17 protein-coding genes are annotated in these 20,506 nt (G+C 47.5%); 9 read left to right on the top strand and 8 right to left on the bottom strand.

The window, feature by feature from the left end:
- The first annotated feature begins 754 nt into the window (after positions 1–754).
- The gene (locus AB3Y96_RS07695) at positions 755–2,044 is read left to right on the top strand and encodes an HAAAP family serine/threonine permease (RefSeq protein WP_072309297.1); all 1,290 of its coding nucleotides are present in this window, start codon (positions 755–757) and stop codon (positions 2,042–2,044) included.
- 169 nt (positions 2,045–2,213) lie between these two features.
- Entirely contained in the window at positions 2,214–3,581 is a 1,368-nt protein-coding gene (locus tag AB3Y96_RS07690; protein ID WP_072309296.1) for an L-serine ammonia-lyase, read from the top strand.
- 382 nt (positions 3,582–3,963) lie between these two features.
- Here AB3Y96_RS07690 and AB3Y96_RS07685 read toward each other — a convergent pair whose 3' ends face one another.
- On the bottom strand, positions 3,964–5,172 hold the full coding sequence (locus AB3Y96_RS07685) for a serine hydrolase (protein ID WP_367298878.1): 1,209 nt from the start codon (positions 5,170–5,172) through the stop codon (positions 3,964–3,966).
- A 252-nt stretch (positions 5,173–5,424) separates the two neighbouring features.
- Here AB3Y96_RS07685 and AB3Y96_RS07680 point away from each other — a divergent pair, with 252 nt between their 5' ends.
- The 3 genes from AB3Y96_RS07680 (at position 5,425) to AB3Y96_RS07670 (ending at position 7,666) form a co-directional block, all read left to right on the top strand.
- Positions 5,425–6,726 (top strand): FAD-dependent oxidoreductase, encoded by a 1,302-nt coding sequence (locus AB3Y96_RS07680; protein ID WP_367298877.1) that lies wholly within the window; start codon positions 5,425–5,427, stop codon positions 6,724–6,726.
- Positions 6,723–7,001 (top strand): ferredoxin family protein, encoded by a 279-nt coding sequence (locus tag AB3Y96_RS07675; protein WP_367298876.1) that lies wholly within the window; start codon positions 6,723–6,725, stop codon positions 6,999–7,001. The genes AB3Y96_RS07680 and AB3Y96_RS07675 overlap by 4 nt, the downstream gene beginning before the upstream one ends.
- Positions 7,002–7,093: 92 nt before the next feature.
- Entirely contained in the window at positions 7,094–7,666 is a 573-nt protein-coding gene (locus AB3Y96_RS07670; protein ID WP_072309293.1) for a glycerol-3-phosphate responsive antiterminator, read from the top strand.
- Positions 7,667–7,723: 57 nt separating this feature from the next.
- On the opposite strand, the gene AB3Y96_RS07665 is transcribed toward AB3Y96_RS07670, so the two are convergent.
- The 5 genes from AB3Y96_RS07665 to AB3Y96_RS07645 all read right to left on the bottom strand — a co-directional run bounded on the left by AB3Y96_RS07665 (position 7,724) and on the right by AB3Y96_RS07645 (position 13,324).
- A complete protein-coding gene (locus AB3Y96_RS07665) occupies positions 7,724–8,683 on the bottom strand; it encodes an electron transfer flavoprotein subunit alpha/FixB family protein (protein WP_367298875.1) in 960 nt (319 codons plus the stop codon).
- Positions 8,680–9,477 carry a hypothetical protein gene (locus tag AB3Y96_RS07660; protein ID WP_367298874.1) on the bottom strand — a complete coding sequence of 266 codons (798 nt, stop codon included), beginning with the start codon at positions 9,475–9,477 and terminating at the stop codon, positions 8,680–8,682. The genes AB3Y96_RS07665 and AB3Y96_RS07660 overlap by 4 nt, the downstream gene beginning before the upstream one ends.
- 12 nt (positions 9,478–9,489) lie before the next feature.
- A complete protein-coding gene (locus tag AB3Y96_RS07655; RefSeq protein ID WP_367298873.1) occupies positions 9,490–10,854 on the bottom strand; it encodes an MFS transporter in 1,365 nt (454 codons plus the stop codon).
- 109 nt (positions 10,855–10,963) lie between these two features.
- Positions 10,964–12,418 (bottom strand): FAD-binding oxidoreductase, encoded by a 1,455-nt coding sequence (locus AB3Y96_RS07650; RefSeq protein ID WP_367298872.1) that lies wholly within the window; start codon positions 12,416–12,418, stop codon positions 10,964–10,966.
- 120 nt (positions 12,419–12,538) lie between these two features.
- Positions 12,539–13,324 (bottom strand): SDR family oxidoreductase, encoded by a 786-nt coding sequence (locus AB3Y96_RS07645; RefSeq protein WP_072309288.1) that lies wholly within the window; start codon positions 13,322–13,324, stop codon positions 12,539–12,541.
- Between the two features lie 415 nt (positions 13,325–13,739).
- Here AB3Y96_RS07645 and AB3Y96_RS07640 point away from each other — a divergent pair, with 415 nt between their 5' ends.
- The 4 genes from AB3Y96_RS07640 to AB3Y96_RS07625 all read left to right on the top strand — a co-directional run bounded on the left by AB3Y96_RS07640 (position 13,740) and on the right by AB3Y96_RS07625 (position 17,338).
- On the top strand, positions 13,740–15,035 hold the full coding sequence (locus AB3Y96_RS07640) for a nitrate/nitrite transporter (protein WP_367298871.1): 1,296 nt from the start codon (positions 13,740–13,742) through the stop codon (positions 15,033–15,035).
- A gap of 28 nt (positions 15,036–15,063) precedes the next feature.
- Positions 15,064–16,515 (top strand): FGGY-family carbohydrate kinase, encoded by a 1,452-nt coding sequence (locus tag AB3Y96_RS07635; protein ID WP_367298870.1) that lies wholly within the window; start codon positions 15,064–15,066, stop codon positions 16,513–16,515.
- Positions 16,516–16,775: 260 nt separating this feature from the next.
- Positions 16,776–17,042 (top strand): type II toxin-antitoxin system Phd/YefM family antitoxin, encoded by a 267-nt coding sequence (locus tag AB3Y96_RS07630; protein WP_072309284.1) that lies wholly within the window; start codon positions 16,776–16,778, stop codon positions 17,040–17,042.
- Complete coding sequence (locus AB3Y96_RS07625) at positions 17,039–17,338, top strand: type II toxin-antitoxin system RelE/ParE family toxin (protein ID WP_367298869.1); 300 nt, start codon at positions 17,039–17,041, stop codon at positions 17,336–17,338. The genes AB3Y96_RS07630 and AB3Y96_RS07625 overlap by 4 nt, the downstream gene beginning before the upstream one ends.
- Positions 17,339–17,380: 42 nt before the next feature.
- On the opposite strand, the gene AB3Y96_RS07620 is transcribed toward AB3Y96_RS07625, so the two are convergent.
- Entirely contained in the window at positions 17,381–18,709 is a 1,329-nt protein-coding gene (locus tag AB3Y96_RS07620) for a cytochrome c (protein WP_072309282.1), read from the bottom strand.
- A gap of 12 nt (positions 18,710–18,721) precedes the next feature.
- The gene (locus AB3Y96_RS07615; protein ID WP_025800878.1) at positions 18,722–20,506 is read right to left on the bottom strand and encodes a GMC family oxidoreductase; all 1,785 of its coding nucleotides are present in this window, start codon (positions 20,504–20,506) and stop codon (positions 18,722–18,724) included.

Raw genomic sequence — 20,506 nt, 5'->3', positions numbered from 1 at the left:
ATTGCCAATTCCACTCTTCGAAGTCAATATTGTTTATTAGTTACGCTCAAGGAATAATCAGTTTCAATCTAATTTTTCGGTTAAAACACATATATTTTCGTCATACAAAAAACAATAAACCAACATAAATAAATTCATATAAAACAGTTAGTTAAAATATCATCACTTATAATACACATGTTGACTATAACCAAAGTGATAAGAATCTTTGTTTTTTTGAATTCAGTTAAATCGTGTTTTTTATTTCACATAAGAAACGAATTTTTACTAATTTTCCTAATGCTGTTAATTAGCATGAATTTCCTTGTTAATTTTGTGTGTTTATTTTAGCCTAAAAATCAGAAAAAACGCGATAAAATCGAGTGAATATCGCAATTGAGAGCCGGATCACGGACGTTTTAACTGTAAAAATATATCTTTGCCGCCGAAAACAGCTGCAACTCACCAACAATTAAAAAGAGCATTTTATGAACGGACTATTATTTGTTCGCTTTTTTTATTTTGGCTGAGCAGGACAAAAGCAAGCTCCATGAAAAAGTAAGCTTAATGCGTTCCTTTTATACACTGTTGGTTTTATACACTGTTGTATAGTGCAGCCGCTTTATTTAATGGAATGAATCCATTTTTATAACCAGGTAATTAGCAACACACGCAGTACGTTGAATTGAATAAAGTTCTTTCGTAGTACATCACGACTGAACAAAGAATTGTTTTGATAAGAAACTGTTTTAAACGTGTTCACTTCGGAGACCCTATGGACACTACTCAGACTAGTACTATTACTTCTACTTCTGGTTCCGCAACGGCCTGGCGCAAGTCAGATACCATGTGGATGCTGGGCCTGTACGGCACAGCGATTGGTGCAGGCGTACTGTTCCTGCCAATCAACGCCGGCGTCGGTGGTTTAATTCCACTGATCATCATGGCAATCATCGCTTTCCCTATGACTTTCTTTGCGCACCGCGGCCTGACCCGTTTCGTGCTGTCTGGTAAAAATCCAGGCGAAGACATCACTGAAGTTGTAGAAGAACACTTTGGCGTTGGCGCAGGTAAACTGATCACCCTGCTGTACTTCTTCGCTATTTACCCGATTTTGTTGGTATACAGCGTTGCTATCACCAACACCGTTGATAGCTTCATTACTCACCAGCTGGGTATGTCTTCACCTCCACGCGCCATTCTGTCTCTGATCCTGATTCTGGGTCTGATGACTATCGTTCGCCTGGGTGAACAGTTCATCGTTAAAGCAATGAGCATCTTGGTATTCCCGTTTGTTGCAGTACTGATGATTCTGGCTCTGTACCTGATCCCTAACTGGAACAGTGCTATCTTCGAAACTTCAGCTATGACTCAGTCAATGAGCGGCAGCGGCCTGTGGATGACTCTGTGGCTGGTAATTCCAGTTATGGTGTTCTCTTTCAACCACTCACCAATCATCTCTGCGTTCGCCGTTGCGAAACGTGAAGAGTACGGTGTAGACGCTGAGAAGAAGTGTTCTAAGATCCTAGCTTATGCACACATCATGATGGTTCTGACCGTTATGTTCTTCGTGTTCAGCTGCGTATTGAGCCTGTCTCCAGCGGATCTGGCTGAAGCTAAAGCACAGAACATCTCTATTCTGTCTTACTTGGCTAACCACTTTAATACTCCAGTTATCGCATACATGGCGCCAGTTATTGCCTTCATCGCGATCACTAAATCCTTCTTGGGTCACTATCTGGGTGCTCGTGAAGGCTTCAACGGTATGGTTATCAAGTCTCTGCGTGGCAAAGGCAAAACTATTGAAACCAGCAAACTGAACAAAATTACTGCGCTGTTCATGCTGCTGACCACTTGGGCTGTTGCAACGCTGAACCCAAGCATTCTGGGTATGATCGAAACCTTGGGTGGCCCAGTTATCGCGATGATCCTGTTCCTGATGCCAATGTACGCCATCCATAAAGTTCCAGCGATGCGCAAATACAGCGGCCACATCAGCAACGCATTCGTAGTCATCATGGGTCTGATTGCAATCTCTGCAATTCTGTACACCCTGTTTGGTTAATCGCTGTAAGAGTTAATGCTCTACCGGCCAGCGCACTCTTCTCTTGCGCTGGCCGTATCACCCCCCTTCTCTGGCAGCACCATTCTTTATATCCACAGTAATTGGAATTGCAGCACGGTAGCAGCTTCAAGTACGAAGGATATAGCCCTGTTTAACGTACGGAGGCGACATGATTAGCGTATTTGATATTTATAAAATTGGCATTGGCCCATCCAGCTCCCACACCGTGGGCCCAATGAAAGCCGGTAAAGAATTCTCTGACGATTTAATTGAAAAAGGCATCCTGAGCGATGTCACCCGCGTCGTTGTTGACGTTTACGGTTCGCTCTCACTGACCGGTAAAGGCCACCACACCGATCTCGCTATCATTATGGGTCTGGCGGGCAACATGCCTGACAGCGTTGATATCGATATGATCCCCGGTTTTATTAAAGACGTGGAACAGCGTGGACGCCTGTTGTTGGCCAAAGGCCAGCACGAAGTGGATTTCCCGCTGGAAACCAGCATGAACTTCCACCAAGACAACCTGTCGCTGCACGAGAACGGCATGCGTATTACTGCGCTGGCTGGCGACACCGTCGTTCATAGCAAAACCTATTACTCTATCGGCGGCGGCTTTATCGTTGACGAAGAAAACTTTGGCAAACAGTCTGAAAACGCAGTGCAGGTGCCTTATCCATTCAAGAGCGCCGCAGATTTGCAGGAACATTGCAAAGCATCTGGGCTATCTCTGTCTGGGTTGGTGATGCAAAACGAACTCGCTTTGCATAGCAAAGAAGAGATCGAAGCCCACTTCACGCGCGTTTGGGATGTCATGCGTAGCGGCATCGAGCGCGGAATGAATACCGAAGGCATTTTGCCGGGGCCGTTGCGCGTTCCACGTCGTGCATCAGCGCTGCGTCGCATGCTGGTGACCCACGATAAAATGAGCGTTGACCCAATGGCCGTGGTTGACTGGATCAACATGTACGCCTTTGCCGTGAACGAAGAGAATGCGGCCGGTGGTCGAGTGGTCACCGCACCAACCAACGGCGCATGCGGGATTATCCCTGCGGTATTGGCCTACTACGATAAATTCATTCGTGAAGTTAATACTAACTCGTACTCTCGTTACTTCTTAGCCTCTGGGGTTATTGGCGCACTGTACAAAATGAATGCGTCGATCTCCGGTGCTGAAGTTGGGTGCCAAGGTGAAGTTGGGGTTGCCTGTTCAATGGCCGCAGCGGGTCTGACTGAGCTGATGGGCGGAAGCCCTGCGCAGGTTTGTATGGCCGCTGAAATCGCCATGGAACACAACCTTGGTTTAACTTGTGATCCAGTTGCAGGCCAGGTTCAGGTTCCTTGTATCGAACGTAACGCTATCGCCGCCGTGAAAGCGGTCAACGCTTCTCGTATGGCAATGCGCCGTACCAGCGACCCACGCGTTTGCCTAGATAAAGTGATCGAAACCATGTACGAAACAGGCAAAGATATGAATGCCAAATACCGTGAAACTTCACGCGGTGGCTTGGCACTCAAGGTTCTGACCTGCGGTTAATAAGTGCTTAGTATGGGTGCTTAGTGGCTGATGCTAACACCACAAGATTGAGCCTCACTTCGATTTATAGTCGGGTGGGGCTTTTTTCTATCTGCTTTCAGCTAATGCATATACCCAAAATAGTTCGAGCGGCATTGAGGCGGCAAATGAGTGAATCCCGATGAGCTTACTCAAGTAAGTGATTCGGGTGAACGAAAGCGGCCAACAAAAATGCAGCTTGAAATATGAAGGGTATAAAGCAGACAGCCCTAAGCACCCGCAGCCAAACTAACGGTGATTTTTCGGTGAGAAAAGCGGTATTTCATACTGCGATGAAGACTTGCGAAGAGAATTGCATAAAGCATGAATCAGCGTGCATGTTGCACGCTGATTGTTGGAAGTATTAGCCAAACCACGAACCGAACAACTGATGAATTTTCATCATCACAAAGTCGATGATACGACCAAAGAAGCCGGCCTCTTTCACTTCGTTGAGCACCACCAGCGGACGCTGCTCAATAGTTTTGCCGTTCAATTGAAAATCTATCGTCCCGACCACTTGCCCTTTGGCCAATGGTGCTTCCAACTGAGGCTGGTTGAGGGTAAAGCTAGCCTTCAGGTTTTTCAGCTGCCCGCGCGGAATGGTGACACCGGCGTTTTTGTCGACGCCCAGTTCCACTTCGCTCTTATCACCAAACCACACTTTTTCAGTGGTAAATGCCTGTCCAACTTTAATTGGCGTAACGGTTTCATAGAAGCGGAAGCCCCACGTCAGCAGCTTTTTACTCTCTTCGAAACGAATTCGATCCGTTGGCGCGCCCAGCACAACCGAGATCAAACGCATTGGACCATCGGTCGCCGAGGAGACTAAGTTATGGCCTGCACCTGAGGTAAACCCGGTTTTAATCCCATCCACGTTCAGGCTGCTATCCCACAGCAGACGGTTGCGGTTAATCTGACGGATTTTATTAAAGGTGAATTCTTTCTCTTTGTGTAACGCATACTCATCAGGTACATCAGCAATCAGACGCTGGCTGATCAACGCCATATCGCGCGCCGAGCTGTATTGCCCTTCAGAATCTAATCCGTGAACCGTTTTGAATGAGGTGTTTTTCAGTCCCCAAGCTTCAACGTATTTGTTCATCAGGCTGACGAACGCATCCTGACTGCCAGCAACATAATCGGCAAGCGCGATACTCGCGTCGTTACCCGATTGAATAACCACGCCTTTATTTAGCTCAGAAACCGGAACCCGATCGCCAGGTTTAAGGAACATCAGCGACGAACCGCGCAAAACGGGGTTACCCGTCGCCCAAGCATCTTTACCGACCACGACCATATCGTTAGGTGTGATTTTACCGGCCTTAATTGACTGACCGATCACATAGCTCGCCATGATCTTCGTCAAGCTGGCGGGGTCCAAGCGCTCATCGGCATTGGCCTCGGTGAGGATTCTCCCGCTGCCGTAATCCATCAGCACATAGGCTTTGGCATTGATTTGTGGGGCCGCCGGAGCAGCCTCATCAGCATAGGTCATCGGGATTGCCATTAACGTCAGGCCAGCCCCGAGAGTGATTTTTTTTATTAACGTAGTGAGTGCGATTTTCTTCATGATGATGCCAGCGTATCCATTCAGATAAATAAAAATTAATCTTTACCTTCGCAAAGGGCGTGTACACCCTGCTTGGAACCATAACGGCTTTAACTTAAAGAATAAACCCTAGATTATTAACCCTTTAAATATAATCCAACCTCACAAACTCGCTAATCAATTTTTTGCTTAATCATTGTGCTGTGCTGGGTCAAGTTTGCAGCAGTGTGGGGTGATATGCTGTTTCCTTCCATTGAAGGAGGATTGACATCGATGAGTAACAAGCCTTTAGATGAAAAATTTGATGTCATCATTATTGGTGCTGGGATCGCGGGAAGTAGTTGCGCATTGCTACTTGCCAGAGCAGGAATGAACGTTCTTCTATTAGAGCGCTCGTCGCAGGCCGGCGGGAAAAACATGTCCGGTGGACGACTGTATAGCTATAGCCTTAGCCGCTTGATCCCCGATTTTGCCTCCAGCGCCCCGCTAGAACGCCTAATAACTCAAGAGCGAATATCATTACTCAGCGATACAAGCGCCGTCACACTAGACTATCGCCACCCGCCTGAGGCATCACAAACAGCCTCCTATTCAGTGCTTCGCTCCCGTTTTGACCCTTGGCTATTGGCACAGGCTGAGGCCGCAGGTGCTCAATGCTTACTTGGCGTAAACGTAGACGCCCTTATTGATCGGTCAGGTAGCATTTGCGGCGTAAAAATAGGTGAGGAATCGCTCTATGCACATTGGGTGATCGTTGCTGAAGGCGCAAACACCCTGCTGGCAGAGAAGCATCAACTGGTTGCAAAACCGTTACCTCATACGATGGCCGTTGGCGTAAAAGAAATTCTCGCTTTGCCAGCAGAAACAGTAGAAGACCGCTTCACGCTGCTCCCTCAACAAGGCTGCGCTTGGATGTTTGCGGGCGCTTGTACCCAAGGAAAAGTTGGAGGGGGATTCATCTATACCAACCGCAGCTCGCTATCGCTTGGCGTGGTCTGCAACCTCTCGGCGCTCAACGATGCAAAACAGAGCCTGCCACAGCTTATGGAGAGTTTTCGCCAGCATCCGGTCATCGCGCCGATAATCAAAAATAGTGAACGGCTCGAATATAGCGCGCACCTCATTCCCGAAGAGATTACCCACAAGCCACGCTCAGTTTATGGCGCAGGCTACTTGCTAGTAGGCGATACCGCTGGCTACTGCGTTAATACCGGCTATACCGTACGAGGAATGGACTTGGCCATTCTCTCCGCTCAGGCCGCAGCCAAAACGATAATTTCCGCATGGCAAAAGCAAGATTTTAGCCCATCATCGCTAAGCGAATATCACGCCGCACTCAAAGAAACCTCGTTATTGTCTCTGATGCATCGCTATCGCCATGTACCAGAAATGCAACTCAAGATGCCCCGTTTGTTCGAGCACTACCCGCAACTAGCGGCCAATTTCATGCAGGATCTTTTTTCCATCAATGAAACTCCGCCACCGCCGCTAAGAACGTTGCTGTGGAAATATGCTAAACGCAGCGGGCTCACTCAATTGCTCAAAGACCTTGTGCGAGGGGGGAAAAGTTTATGAATACTCACGACAGGCTGGCGAAAAACCACTTTCAGTCTTCACCTGATATACCCGCGCATATCGTTTTATCTGCGGATATCGATCCGCAAACGGCTCAAGTATTGATTCATGGCTGCCCTGCCGGGCTTTATCAATTAGACGCCCAAAGCAATCTGATATTCGATCACCTAGGCTGTTTAGAGTGCGGCACCTGTCGAATTTTATGCGACAGCGCGGTTTTTTCGCGGTGGCAATATCCTCCCGCAGGCGCTGGGATCTTATTCAGATATGGATAATGGCGTGCTGTGAAGTATCTCCGCATACGTTGTGCGGCGGAGTGATATGTTATGTTCAGAATCTTTCATTAACATCATGCTGGAGAGCGCCCGTGTCAATTTTGCAACTTCTACGCCACCATCCCGTTATCGCCGCGGTGAAAGATACTGAAAGTTTAAATGTTGCATTGCAGTCAGACTGCAAGATTATTTCGGTGCTATACGGCAATATTTGCAACATCGGTGCGATTGTCCAGCGCATTAAAAACGCAGATAAATACGCCTTTATTCATGTTGATCTGCTTGATGGCACCTCGAATAAAGAAATCGTGATTAACTTCCTTAAAATAGTTACCGCCGCCGACGGCATCATCAGTACCAAAGCGTCTATGATTAAGGCCGCCCGAGCCCAAGGGTTTTACGGTATACACCGACTCTTTTTGCTCGACTCCATTTCATTTCACAGTATTGATAAGCAGGTTGCGCAGTCGAATCCAGACTGTATTGAAATTCTGCCCGGCTGTATGCCAAAAGTGCTGAAGTGGGTAACGGAGAAAATTGATCTGCCGATTATTGCCGGTGGCCTCGTGTGCGACGCTGAAGATGCTAATAATGCACTCGATGCAGGAGCCACCGCCATTTCCACCACCAATACCGGCGTGTGGAAACTCTCCTTTGACCAATAACGAAATCTAATTAACCACAGGACATCTTCAGCGGTCCTGTGGCTGAGTGTTCTGTGGCTAAGTGTTCTGTTGCACGCAAACCACTAATGCTTCCAGCACCGGATACATATCATCAACGATGGCGACATCAGCGTGAGCAAAAATAGCCGCCTGAGGATCGTTATTTATTGCCACAATAAATTGGCTGTGGCATATACCTGCAGAAAACGCCGCTGCTCCAGATACGCCTGCCGCAATGCAAATATCAGGCGCAACAATCGCGCCAGAGATGCCCACCAAGCTCGACATATCGCTCCACGCATTCATCACAACAGGGCGACTTGCGCCAAGTTTTGCCCCCAGCTGTTGCGCGATATCTTGCATTTTCTGGAAGCCTGCACCACTGCCCACGCCGTACCCCACCGCCAAGACACTGCGTGCCTCATTGAGCGGGAAAATATTCTCATTACGTTCAACCTCCGCCGAAAGTAGCCATTCACACTGGGGCGCTGGCTCCAGAATGTCTATTTGTGTAACCCGAGCAGCGGATGCAACGTCGATCGTCCCTCCACCACTCTGCGCTACAGATATACAGTACGGCGGTATAGGCAGCGAAAACTGAGCCAGCAGATGTTGTTCATAAACGGCTTTATAGGCCGTGCAGCTTGATGAAGAGAGCAAAACGGATCGCGCAGAAGCTATTGCACTTCCATGTAGCCGCATCCCTAGTCGAGCAGCCAGCTCGTTTCCCCACTGCCCACTACTGCACAGTATGGCGTCAGGCTGATACTCGGCGTAGGCCGCTTCGAGCCTAGATAAACAGGCTTCAACCTGTATCGGCTCAGGCACCGAAAACCCTATAATTTCAGAGGGTGATAAATCGAGCAACGGAAGCTCACTCGGCTTATTTTGATGATAAAACAGCCAAAAAGTGAAAGTAGCATTCTCGATTTGGCTATCTTGTAAAAACCGCCACATCTCACTGGCATGGCGCAAAAATACAGGCGAATTGGTATCAAAAATTAACGCAATTTTCATACATTTATTCTCTCTCGTAGATACAAATCATAGAGTTTGAGCGCTTTCTCTTGCGGCGTTTTTCCTTCAAGCCACTGCGTTTTTCTCTGTTTGCCAATAGAGGTTAGGCTTTCTAAAACCGGTGAACTAACCTGTTCTACCGGGCAAAACTCAGGTGCTACTGCTGCAATATTTGCTCTGCTGGCCGCCAATTTTTGCTTTAGCGTAGGTATTCGAAGCGCTGCTGCCTGAGTTGAGTTACCCACGGCCAAAACGGCTGGCAATGTTATCGTGAAGTGCTGAACTTCCGTCTCCATCGTTCGACTAACTCGAATCGAATTAGCCGTTGGCAATAATGTGAAATCACTTACCTGATTCAAATGTGGCCATCCCAGTATTTCAGCCAGCATCGCCGCCGTTTGCCCATCGTCAGCATCACCAAACTGCATCCCAAGCACGACCAAAGAATAGTGTTCGTGCTGCAGATAGTTCGCCAATATTGTCGCATTAGCCAATGGGTTAAAGGAGAGCTCGCCGGCGGGAACCATCAGCCGTGATGCCCGCTCAAAACCAAGTGCCAACAGTAGCTTAAGGTGATATTCAACCATGCTGTCATTAAAGGCTAGGGCTTCTAGCTTCAGGCTTTTATCTGCCGTCTGAGCTCTTAATAAAAGTTCAGCGGCGGTTTCATCAAAACAGCTCAGCGTTGAACGCACGTGGTCGATATTTAGCTGTCGCTGCTCATTAGGGATCCAGTCATGCTCGGATAACATGCTGAGATCGGGAAGAGGCTTAAACGTAAGTAATGCTTTCACGAAGATTGCTCCTTACAGAGGTTCAGAAGGCGTCAGTACCGTATGGGGTTCTTTTTTCCTTACCTGAGATGCGCCAACCAAGGTCGCCCCCTTGGTTTCTGGCGCCCATAGCAGGGAAACCCACGCGCCCAGTAGAAGCACTAAAGCCAGAATTAACGTGGTTGTGCGTATCCCCAGCTCTAACACCGACAGCGGCAGCAATCCCGTCCCCATTGCCGACCCCAACCGACTCATCGAAGTAACAAACCCCACCCCGAGCGAGCGAATGTCTGTGGGAAAACTTTCTGCCGGAAATACCCCAACCAAATTACTCACCGCCGAGATAGTCAATGTGAACATGCCAAACAGCCCTAACATCACGCTGACTTGCTGATATGGCGTGAATGCAAGGACCACAAGGCAAAAGACCAGCACGATAAATGAGCCAATTAAAAACCGTCGTCGCGAGCAATATTGGGTTAAGACCAAACCCAATAATGCGCCGACGATCAGCAGCCCATGCAGCAGCATATCTGTCGCAAAACCAGCATCGATGTTTAGCAGGATCAGCATGGAGGGCAGATAGGTGTAAATAGCAAAATACGGGATAACCAAACAGACAAAAAACAGGCTATTAAATGCCGTTCTACGCCAATAACGTGCTGAAAATAAAGTGCGAATGTGGTGGGAGGTTTCAACCGGTATTTCATCGTTAAGGATCACATTGCGCCCCAGATATAAACGAACTACCTGATGCGCTTCCTCAATTCGCCCCTTCCGCATCAGCCAACGCGGCGATTCTGGCGTTCCCCATCGCAGTAACATAATGCACAACGCCGGTATCGAGGCCGACCCGAGCAGCCAACGCCATGTATCCGGCCCTGAATCTGTAAACCAATGCCCCATCAGGCTGGCGAGCACGTAGCCAATCGTCCAAATCACGCTGAAAGCACCGAGCAGTACGCCTCGGTACTTGCGGGGGGCAAATTCAGCCAGCATGGTGTGACCAACCGCATAGTCTCCACCGAGCCCAATGCCAACCAAAACCCGTAGCCAAAAGAGCTGTTCGGGAGAGGTTACAAAAAACTGTAAAAAAGAGGCCAGCGTGATAAGCACAAAACTCAGGGTGAAAATCTTTTGTCGGCCAATATGGTCGGATAGCCAGCCTAATGTCAGGCTGCCAATAAATAGGCCGAATAATGCAGAACTGCCAATCAGCCCTTCCCAAGCGGGAGAAAGCCCCATTTGTGGCTTAATCTGCACTAGCGCGAAACCAATCACGCCAAGCACATAACCATCCGTTAGATGCGCGCCAAACGTTAAACCCGCAATACGAAAATGAAAACGGCTTAACGGAATATCATCCATCCGTACCTGCTGAGGGCGTTGTTGTAACATTCTGATCCTCATGCGCAGTCACTTGTCTCAATGCGCATACTCAGATCAATAGACCTGAGTATGCTTCATCGTGCTTTTAAACAGAAACCCTACCGCTAAAAAATAGTTTCTATTTTTCAATCGGATAAATGGTTCCCATATTCATGATGCCGTTGGGGTCATACACGTCTTTTAACGCTTTGAGGATATAATAAGCCGAACCATGCTCGTCTTTTGTCCAGTGCACGCGGTGTTTACCAATGCCGTGGTGATGCACCATTGAGCCGCCCTGCTTAATCGTTTCTTCCACTATGATTTTATTCAGCGGGTTATGGTACTTGTTGATTTCTTCCTCTGGCTTGCAGTCCACAACGTTATAGTCATAGACGAAATACATATTGGTACCGTTGATATAGCTATGCGACGAATGACCTCCCAGCATGGTGATATCGTCGGCGTGTGGAAATTCATTGCGAATACGGTGAATAACATTTTCATATATTTTATTAATGCTTCCCCAGTCTCCCGATACTTCCGTAGTGAAGCCCATATTGTTAGTTTTCATTATCTGAACACGCTCAGCGGCCACTTTATCTGGCCCCCAGTTCAGATGGTTAAACCATGTTTCGATCAGTTTGCTATCAACATGGCGACATTCAGGATAGTGAGCAACGATTTCTTCAATGCCAGAGCCAATCGCCTGTGCCATTTTTTGGCTTCCTTCCGCCATGAAAATCAGCACACATTTTCCATCGGCAAAATGGGTAAAGTGCTGAGTGCCATCTTCCGCATCATAAAGGCGAGCAATCGAAGGACGATATCCTTCCACCATGACATCACGCAAAACCTTAAAGCCGGTCTGCATATTATCGAGGATATAGCCATAGAACAGATTATTCTCTGGCTGATATTTAAAGATTTTAACTGTAACTTCAGTGATATAGCACAACGCGCCTTCGTTACCGATAATCACGTGGCGAATATCAGGCCCAGCGGCTCTGCGCGGTACGTTTTTAATTCGGGTGATAGTGCCATTCGGGAAAACAGCTTCTAACCCCACGACCATATCTTCAATTGCGCCATACAACGTTGAAAATTGGCCAATGCTGCGCGTTGCCACCAATCCCCCCATCTGCGCAAGAGGCTTGGACTGTGGCGAATGACCAGTGGTATAACCTTTGCTACGCAGTTGGTTTTCTAGCACTTCTAATGGGACACCACACTGTGCCGTTGCCTGCATGTTTTCAATATCAATCTTGATAACTTTATTTAATCCCGAGCCATCTAACACCACCGAGTTTTCAACCACGGTTTCCAGACCACCTTCGGTCGCTGATGCGCCAGTACGCGGCACACAATTAACTTGGTGTTTATTTAAAAATGCTAGAATATCTGAAACCTGCTGGGTATTTTCTAACATCACGACTGCAGCTGGCAGCGGTAACGTAAATACGCCATGAATATCGGCATATTTTCTGAAGCGATCGATACTATTTTTCTGTAATACAGCTTTGTCGGTAATCACGCGGGCTGGGCCAACAATTTCTTTCAAATTTTCAACAATTTCTTCTCGTGTTAACGGCATAGTCAATCCTTATCATTTTTGATAATTAAAATTTAGCTTTCAGCAAATAAACCCGTGCTAAAACAACATAAAATAAAAAAGGAACCACCCTTTATGATTGAAGATTTATTTTATATTTACCTACCTCACTAAATACCCCCCATCGACAACCAACAAGTGACCGTTAACATAATTTGACGCTCTACTCGCTAAATAAACCATTGCCCCCATTAAATCCTGAGTCTCACCCCAACGATTGGCGGGAATATGGTCTAATACACGTTGATTAGTTTCTGGGTTTTTACGCGTCTCTGTCGTAATTTCGGTTGCATAGTATCCAGGTGCAATACCATTAACCTGAATATTATATTGCCCCAACTCATCACAGTAGGCCTTGGTAAATCCAGCCAGCGCGTGTTTTGTTGCAGAATAAGCCGGTGACCATTGCCCGCCCAAATAAGAGAATAACGAGCATATATTAATTATTTTCCCACTTTTCTGTGGGATCATAAATTTTGCTGCTTCATAGCTAAGTTCAAATGCCGCAGTAAGATTGATATCAATCATCGGGTCCCAATCTTTACGGCCAAAATCGAGCACTTTATTAAGCTTACAGATGCCGGCATTGTTAACTAAAATATCCACAGAGCCAAACCGCTCTACGCACTGAGCAATAACCTTGGCCGGCGCACCTTTTTCGGTGATATCAATCTGTAAAAACTCAACCTGTACACCCTGCTGTTCAATAAGTTCGCGGGTTTCACCCTTATCCATAATGAAGCTGGGAATAAATAGATTTGCGCCTGCTTTGGCTAAAGCCACCGCAAAAGCCTGCCCTAGCCCGCTATTCCCACCGGTGACGATCGCGTTTTTTCCTTTTAACGAGAAAAAGTCGAGATTAAATTCATTTAATGCGCTTAATGACATGATATATCCTTTGTTCATAATAAAAGAGCAAAAAAAAAGAGAAAAGCAAACTCCCCGCTTAGCAGGAAGTTACTTTTCTCTTTATCTCGAGTAACTGATAAGATTAGTATCATGATTACCTTGGCAACTTCCGTGACCACAATCACATAAATATAACTAAGACAGATTAAAAATCCCCTTATAAAAAACATGACTTTATTTTTCTACATAAAACTATTAACTATCTTATTTAAAGGACTTTATATTTAACTATTGTTTATTAACCAAAATTAGAATTGTGACAATTCTCACGAAATTAATTCAACCAGCATGCTATTAATCTCAGTCGTTACTGGAGACTAAGAGAAAAGTAACTTCCCTTGCGGGGAGTTTACTTTTCTCTTTTTTTTTGCCATGTGCTTACTGAGAAACTATTATGGATAAAGATAATTTCCGTCGTTGGGTAACACTTGCAATAATAAGCATTAGTGGTGGCGTGAGTTTTGACCTTGCCTACCTACGCTATATTTATCAAATCCCCATGGCAAAGTTCATGGGTTTTTCAAATACCGAAATTGGGCTCATTATGAGTACTTTTGGTATTACGGCTATTATTCTTTATGCCCCAAGCGGCGTTATTGCCGATAAGTTTTCACATAAGAAAATGATGTCATTTTCTATGATTGCCACCGGACTCCTTGGTCTGCTGATGATGATTTATCCGCCTTTTTGGGTCATGATCTTCATTCAGGTTGCATTTGCTATTACCACGATCCTTTTGCTCTGGTCTGTTTCAATTAAAGCCGCTTCGTTGTTGGGCTCACATGATGAACAGGGAAAAATCATGGGCTGGATGGAAGGCTTACGCGGCGTTGGCGTTATGGCCCTCGCCGTATTCACCATGTGGGTGTTCTCACTATTCTCTCCCAACGATCCCAATAGCTTAAAAGCTGTTATTTTGATTTATAGCGGTGTCTACATTCTGCTAGGTATTCTTTGCTGGTTTTTTGTTAAAGACGGCTTCAGCCAACGCGGCGAAACAACCTCTCCAGCATTCCACCTCAGCGATATCCTCTCTGTACTCAAAATTAGTACCACTTGGTATTGCAGCATGATTATTTTTGGCGTGTACACCATCTACGCCATTCTCAGCTACTCGACTAATTATCTCACCGAAATGTATGCCATGGATCTCGTTGCGGCCAGCTACATGGGGATCGTGATCAACAAGATCTTCCGTGCCATGTGTGGGCCTCTGGGCGGTTTAATCACGACCTATAGTCGTTTCAAATCCCCCACTCGCGTCATACAGTTTTTAGCCGTCATCAGCGTTATCACATTAGTTGCGCTGCTCATTACTAACCAAAATCCACGCTCTGTTGCGATCGGGATAGGTTTAATCCTGTTGCTTGCCTTTGTGTGTTACGCCTCTCGTGGACTCTATTTTGCCTGCATTGGCGAGGCACGAACCCCCGCCTACATAATGGGAACCACCGTTGGTATTTGCTCGGTGATTGGCTTTCTCCCTGATGTCTTTGTCTATCCCATTATCGGTCATTGGCAAGACACGTTACCTGCGGCGCAGGCCTATCGAAATATGTGGCTAATGGGGCTTGCCGCAACCGGCCTGGTTATCGTGTTTACCTACCTGCTGGCTCAAAACATGCGACGAGCAACGCATCGTAACTCAGATACGGTTCAGTCATCCGCCGAATCACAAACCAATCATTAATCCTAAGTTCTAGAGCGAGGCCTTACAGATGAAAAATCAATATCTTATGGGTGTGGATGTGGGTACCCAAAGTGCAAAAGTGGTTATTTTTGACGTGGATGGGCAAGTTATTTGTGAAGGGAAACAAGCATTACGGAAAATGGATATTCCCGCGCCGCTCTTGGCCGAACATCCTGATGACGATCTGTGGGATGCCCTACAAATTGCCTTCCGCGCTGCAATGCAAAAATTCCATCAGCAAGGGCGCCGTGCAGACGATATTCTGGCTATGGGCGTGTGTATCATTCGCTGTTGCCGTGTGCTGCTCAAAGCCAATGGAGAACTGGCTTACCCCGTGATTAACTGGATGGATAAGCGTTTAAATAAACCTTATGAATATATAGACGCCTACCAAGGCGTTCGCTATGTCACGACAACTTCCGGTTATATTACCCATCGGCTGACGGGGGAGTTTAAAGATACCTGCGCAAATTACATTGGCTGGTGGCCAATGGACAACGATACGTTGGATTGGAGCACCGATCCCACTGCCTGGCAGAGCTGTAATCTCACTCGCGAACAGGTGTTTGATGTTGTGCGTCCGGGAGAAATTCTGGGCCAAATTACCGCTAGCGTGGCAAAAAAACTTGGCATTCCCGCCGGTATTCCGGTTATTGCTACCGCTCATGATAAAGCCGTTGAAGCCTTGGGCGCAGGCTCTCTTGACGAAGGCGTTGCTCTGATTTCGTTGGGCACTTACATTGGCGCGATGGTTCACGGGCACGAAAATGTCAAAGAGGCTAAAAATTTCTGGCCATTCCAAGCGTCAATTCCAAATCATTATCTCTATGAATGCATGGGTGTTCGCCGCGGAATGTGGACTATCAGCTGGTTTCGCGATCAGTTTGGCGCAGCGGCTTTAGCAGAAGCGTGTGACCAAGGTGAAAGTATTGAGGAATTGCTCAATCGTGAAGCTGAAAAAATACCGGCGGGATGTGAAGGCTTACTCACCATTCATGACTGGGCTCCCCCATCAGAGGCTGAATTCCGCAAAGGGGCAATGATTGGCTTTGATGGCCGCCACACCCGTGGCCACATGTATCGTTCCGTGCTGGAAGGCATCGCATTCACCATGAAAAATCATATGGATAAGATGGCGACCGAGCTAAAGACCCCGTTCAAAAGCCTAATCATCTCTGGCGGCGGTGCTAACAGCGATGTCTTCATGCAGATATTCGCCGATATATTTGGTATTCCCACTAGCCGAAACATCATGAAAGGATCGGCCGCCATTGGGTGCGCCATTAACGCAGGTATGGCCGTGGGCGCTTTTAATAACTATGAACAAGCGACACAGAAAATGGTGCGAATGGGCGATACATTTATGCCTAACCCAAAAAACCATAACCTGTATAACGCGTTAAATCAGCAGGTTTACCGTCAGGTGAACCAATATCTTGATCCCCTATTCCAGCGTCTAAGCCCTTTAGTTGATGCGTAAAAAATAATGCGAACGACTATACAGTTTGCGATTTGCAAACCCAGGTAAATACAGCCATAGGGATGAAATCGCTCGCAAATTCTGCATCAGACAGCTAAAAACCTCAGCAGTCCCTATCGATTTTATTGATACTGCCCACGGCAACGCCCGTGGGCATTTTTATATTGGTTTATGCAAAACAATTTTAAGCCAAAGCGTATCGCGCAAATCGTTCGATTCGTGTTATTTTTTGCATACATTCTCACCACCGAAGCGAAGCCATGAAAACCTATACCGCCAACCAAGCAAAAACCCAGTTTGGAGAGTTATTAATGAGCGTTCAGGCAGAACCGATTCAAATCAGCAAAAACGGCAAAACCGTAGCCGTAGTCATGTCTTATGAAAACTATCTGGCCGTGGAAGAGATTAAAGCAGCCCATCTGCAGCACTGTTTTGAACAGGCACAAAGCGATATCGTCAACGGGCAAACCATTGATGGCGAAGTTTTTATGCAGGATCTTCTTGCAGGTAAACACGATAAGAAATGATGGCTTATCATTTATCGCTGGCGGCAAAGCAGCATCTGCTCACGATCCGAGCCTTCAGCGTTGAACATTGGGGTATCGAGCAGGCGGATAATTATCTCTCCGGGCTCAGGAAGCAGCTACAGCTTCTGGCTAGAACGCCACGGATGGGCATCCGTTGTAACAACATGGCCGGAGAGTCATTCTATTTCCCCTACAAGAGCCATGTGATTTATTACATCATCAGCGATGAACGTTTAGTGATTGCCGCCGTCTTGCATCAACGACAGGCTCCACAAGAACATCTCATTCGGCTTTAGAGAACATGCCGCTCGCTTAAACGAACGGCATGCAGATTTGTGCTATTGCTGTGTGGCCTGTAATTTTTCAATTTCAGGACTGCCTAACAATTTCGGATCGGGAATAATGTCCTTATTCTCGCGCACTTTGGCAACGTCTTTCGCCGTAATTTCTGGGGCCTTGTTCCCCCAGCTAGTGCGAATAAAGTTAACTACATCAGCTACCTGCTGATCGTTCAAGCGCCAGCCAAATGCAGGCATGGTGATCGAGGATGGAGCCCCTTTCACGCCCGGTAGCGTATTCCCGGTTAATACTACATGGATAAGCGAAGTAGCATCATCGGTCATCACCACCGGATTACCACGCAGTTCAGGGAAGAAACGCGTGTAACCACTACCGTCAGTTCGGTGACAAGCCGCACAGTTATCAACGTATACCGCTGCGCCTTTCTTGCTGTCATCGCCCTTCCACAGCGCATTAGCGACGGTTTTATCTTCTTTAAAGGCCTGCTGATCTTTATCTTTTGCCGGCAGTGACTTCAGATACCGCGCAATTGCCGTGGCATCCTCTGGCGTTAAGTACTGCAAACTATGCTCAACCACATCGGTCATGCCACCAAACACGGCAGTACGATCGTTTCGCCCCGTTCGCAGGAACTCAGTCAGATCTTTTTCACTCCAACTACCTAAACCGTCTTTGTTATCACCGCGCAGATTTGAAGCAATCCAGCCATCAATTGGCGCGCTGCCGGAAAGGTAAACATCACCTTGCGCATTATTCAGCGCTTTTTCCTGCATGGTAATACTGCGCGGTGTATGGCAAGCACCGCAGTGCCCTAAACCTTCCACCAGATAGCGGCCACGTGCCAGCACCGGATCTTCACCCTGTGTGGGTTTGAAATCCTGCACGTCCGGCGCAAACATCCCGCGCCAGATAGACAACGGCCAACGCATCGACAACGGCCAAGGAATATCACTGTCTTTATTTGCCTGATCGACCGGTTTTACGCCCTGCATGAAATAGGCATAAAGCGCGCGCATATCCGGTTCGGTTACAACGGCATAGGAAGGATATGGCATCGCGGGATATAGCGTACTGCCGTTCTTAGCCACGCCGTGTCGCACCGCTTGATCAAAATCCTCAAAAGAGTATTCGCCAATGCCGTGCTTCTTATCAGGCGTGATATTGGTACTGTAAATAGTGCCGATTGGCGTTGCCATCGGTAATCCACCCGCGAATGGGGTTCCACCTTTACTGGTATGACAGGCCACGCAGTCTCCGGCACGGGCCAGATATTCGCCGCGCTTGATCAAATCTACGCCGCTCGTTTCCTGTGCCAGTGCGCTCATGCTAAACGCGCCAAATACCAGCACTGAGAGTATTTTTTTCATGTTCTGGTTTCCTTAAGCCTGCACCAACGGTCCTGGATTTTTCAAATACTGTTCGCGAATTGCACGAGCAGACCAGTAAGTCAGAGCCGCCAAGGTTCCAGTCGGATTGTAGCCCAAGCCCTGCGGGAATGCTGATGCTCCCGGTACAAACACGTTTGGCACATCCCAGCTTTGTAGATAGCGATTGATGGCGCTGGTTTTCGGATCGTCGCCCATAATCGCCCCGCCGTTCATATGCGTGGTTTGGTAGACGGTGGTATCGAAATGCGTCCCTTCACTTTTAGGCGAACCGCTAATCACCGTTGGGTTCATCGCCTCGGCGATTTTATGCATACGCCCATGCATAAACTGCGACATTTTGATGTCATTTTCCTGCCAGTCGAACGTCATGCGCAGCAATGGCTGACCATAAACATCTTTATAATTAGGGTCTAAGTCCAGATAGTTGGCACGATAAGACTGGTGCGCACCGTGCGCATCCATAGAGACATGATGCGGATAAACATCAGCCACTTCGGCCTTCCACTTGCTTCCCCACGCTGGAGTTCCTGGGCGCGTTGGTAAACCAGAAATTGGTTTAGTCCCCGCTTGGTTCACCCAGAACGGCGATCCACCGACGAAGCCATATTTGGCGTGATCAAAGTTATCAGCGTTAAAGTCATCCACGCCCACACCAGCACCACCGGCACCAATGAAGGTATTAGTGAAGATATCTTTATTGAAGAAGGCCTTAATCGTCGAAATGTTCTGGTAAGCAAAGTTACGCCCGACCACCCCTTCATTCGTTATCGGGTTGTAAGGCTGGCCAATGCCAGACAACAGCATCAGATGCACGTTATGGAATTGGAATGCGGCCAAAATAACTAAATCAGCAGGTTGCTCAACCTGACGCCCCTGCGCATCCACATAGGTCACACCGGTGGCGCGCTTTTTATCATCGGTCAGATTAACGCGCAGTACATGTGAGTTGGTACGCAGCTCGAATTTAGGCTCTTGGCGTAAAGCTGGCCACACGTTAACGTTTGGCGAGGCTTTAGAATACATATAGCAGGCGTAACCACTGCAGAATCCGCAGAAGTTACATGGCCCCATCTGAGCACCATAGGTATTAGTGTACGGGCCTGAGGTGTTTGCCGAAGGTAAATCATAAGGATGATAGCCCACAGACTCCGCTGCTTGAGCAAACATCTGTGCAGAGAAGGTGCGTTTCTGAGCCGGTAACGGGAAATTGTCAGAGCGATCTGGCGCAAACGGATTTCCCCCTTTGCCCTGACCAATCACTTTCCCCTTCACGCTCCACGGAGTCCCTGAAGTACCAAAGACTTTCTCAGCCTTATCAAAATACGGCTCAAGCTCTTCATAGGTCACGCCGAAATCCTGAATCGTCATCCCTTCAGGAATAAAATTTTTGCCATAGCGTTCTTCATAATGGCTGCGCATGCGCAACTCCATCGGGTCGATACGGAAATGCACCCCAGACCAGTGCAAGCCTGCGCCACCGGTACCGGTTCCCGGTAAAAATGCCGCTAGCTGACGATAAGGCAGCGCGGTTTGAGAGACGTTATGGCGGATAGTCACGGTGCTTTTGGATAAGTCCTGAAACAGCTTACGTCGGGTGTTATAGGTTAATTCATCAATCACCTGCGGATAGGCACCATCAGGATAGGTATCGCGATGCGGACCACGCTCTAGCACCACCACATTTAAACCGGCTTCGGTGAGTTCTTTCGCCATAATGGAACCCGCCCAACCGAATCCCACTACAACCGCATCAACTTTCTTCATTGTATTCGCCAT

This window comes from Hafnia alvei, from assembly GCF_964063325.1.
Taxonomy (GTDB): domain Bacteria; phylum Pseudomonadota; class Gammaproteobacteria; order Enterobacterales; family Enterobacteriaceae; genus Hafnia; species Hafnia alvei_B.
This window is presented reverse-complemented; position numbering and strand designations above follow the sequence as displayed.

Excerpts from the sequence above, each read along its gene's own strand:
- AB3Y96_RS07695 (WP_072309297.1), top strand. The coding sequence starts at position 755 with ATGGACACTACTCAGACTAGTACTATTACTTCTACTTCTGGTTCCGCA.
- AB3Y96_RS07690 (WP_072309296.1), top strand. The coding sequence starts at position 2,214 with ATGATTAGCGTATTTGATATTTATAAAATTGGCATTGGCCCATCCAGC.
- AB3Y96_RS07685 (WP_367298878.1), bottom strand. The coding sequence starts at position 5,172 with ATGAAGAAAATCGCACTCACTACGTTAATAAAAAAAATCACTCTCGGG.
- AB3Y96_RS07680 (WP_367298877.1), top strand. The coding sequence starts at position 5,425 with ATGAGTAACAAGCCTTTAGATGAAAAATTTGATGTCATCATTATTGGT.
- AB3Y96_RS07675 (WP_367298876.1), top strand. The coding sequence starts at position 6,723 with ATGAATACTCACGACAGGCTGGCGAAAAACCACTTTCAGTCTTCACCT.
- AB3Y96_RS07665 (WP_367298875.1), bottom strand. The coding sequence starts at position 8,683 with ATGAAAATTGCGTTAATTTTTGATACCAATTCGCCTGTATTTTTGCGC.
- AB3Y96_RS07655 (WP_367298873.1), bottom strand. The coding sequence starts at position 10,854 with ATGTTACAACAACGCCCTCAGCAGGTACGGATGGATGATATTCCGTTA.
- AB3Y96_RS07650 (WP_367298872.1), bottom strand. The coding sequence starts at position 12,418 with ATGCCGTTAACACGAGAAGAAATTGTTGAAAATTTGAAAGAAATTGTT.
- AB3Y96_RS07645 (WP_072309288.1), bottom strand. The coding sequence starts at position 13,324 with ATGTCATTAAGCGCATTAAATGAATTTAATCTCGACTTTTTCTCGTTA.
- AB3Y96_RS07640 (WP_367298871.1), top strand. The coding sequence starts at position 13,740 with ATGGATAAAGATAATTTCCGTCGTTGGGTAACACTTGCAATAATAAGC.
- AB3Y96_RS07635 (WP_367298870.1), top strand. The coding sequence starts at position 15,064 with ATGAAAAATCAATATCTTATGGGTGTGGATGTGGGTACCCAAAGTGCA.
- AB3Y96_RS07630 (WP_072309284.1), top strand. The coding sequence starts at position 16,776 with ATGAAAACCTATACCGCCAACCAAGCAAAAACCCAGTTTGGAGAGTTA.
- AB3Y96_RS07625 (WP_367298869.1), top strand. The coding sequence starts at position 17,039 with ATGATGGCTTATCATTTATCGCTGGCGGCAAAGCAGCATCTGCTCACG.
- AB3Y96_RS07620 (WP_072309282.1), bottom strand. The coding sequence starts at position 18,709 with ATGAAAAAAATACTCTCAGTGCTGGTATTTGGCGCGTTTAGCATGAGC.
- AB3Y96_RS07615 (WP_025800878.1), bottom strand. The coding sequence starts at position 20,506 with ATGGCGAATACAATGAAGAAAGTTGATGCGGTTGTAGTGGGATTCGGT.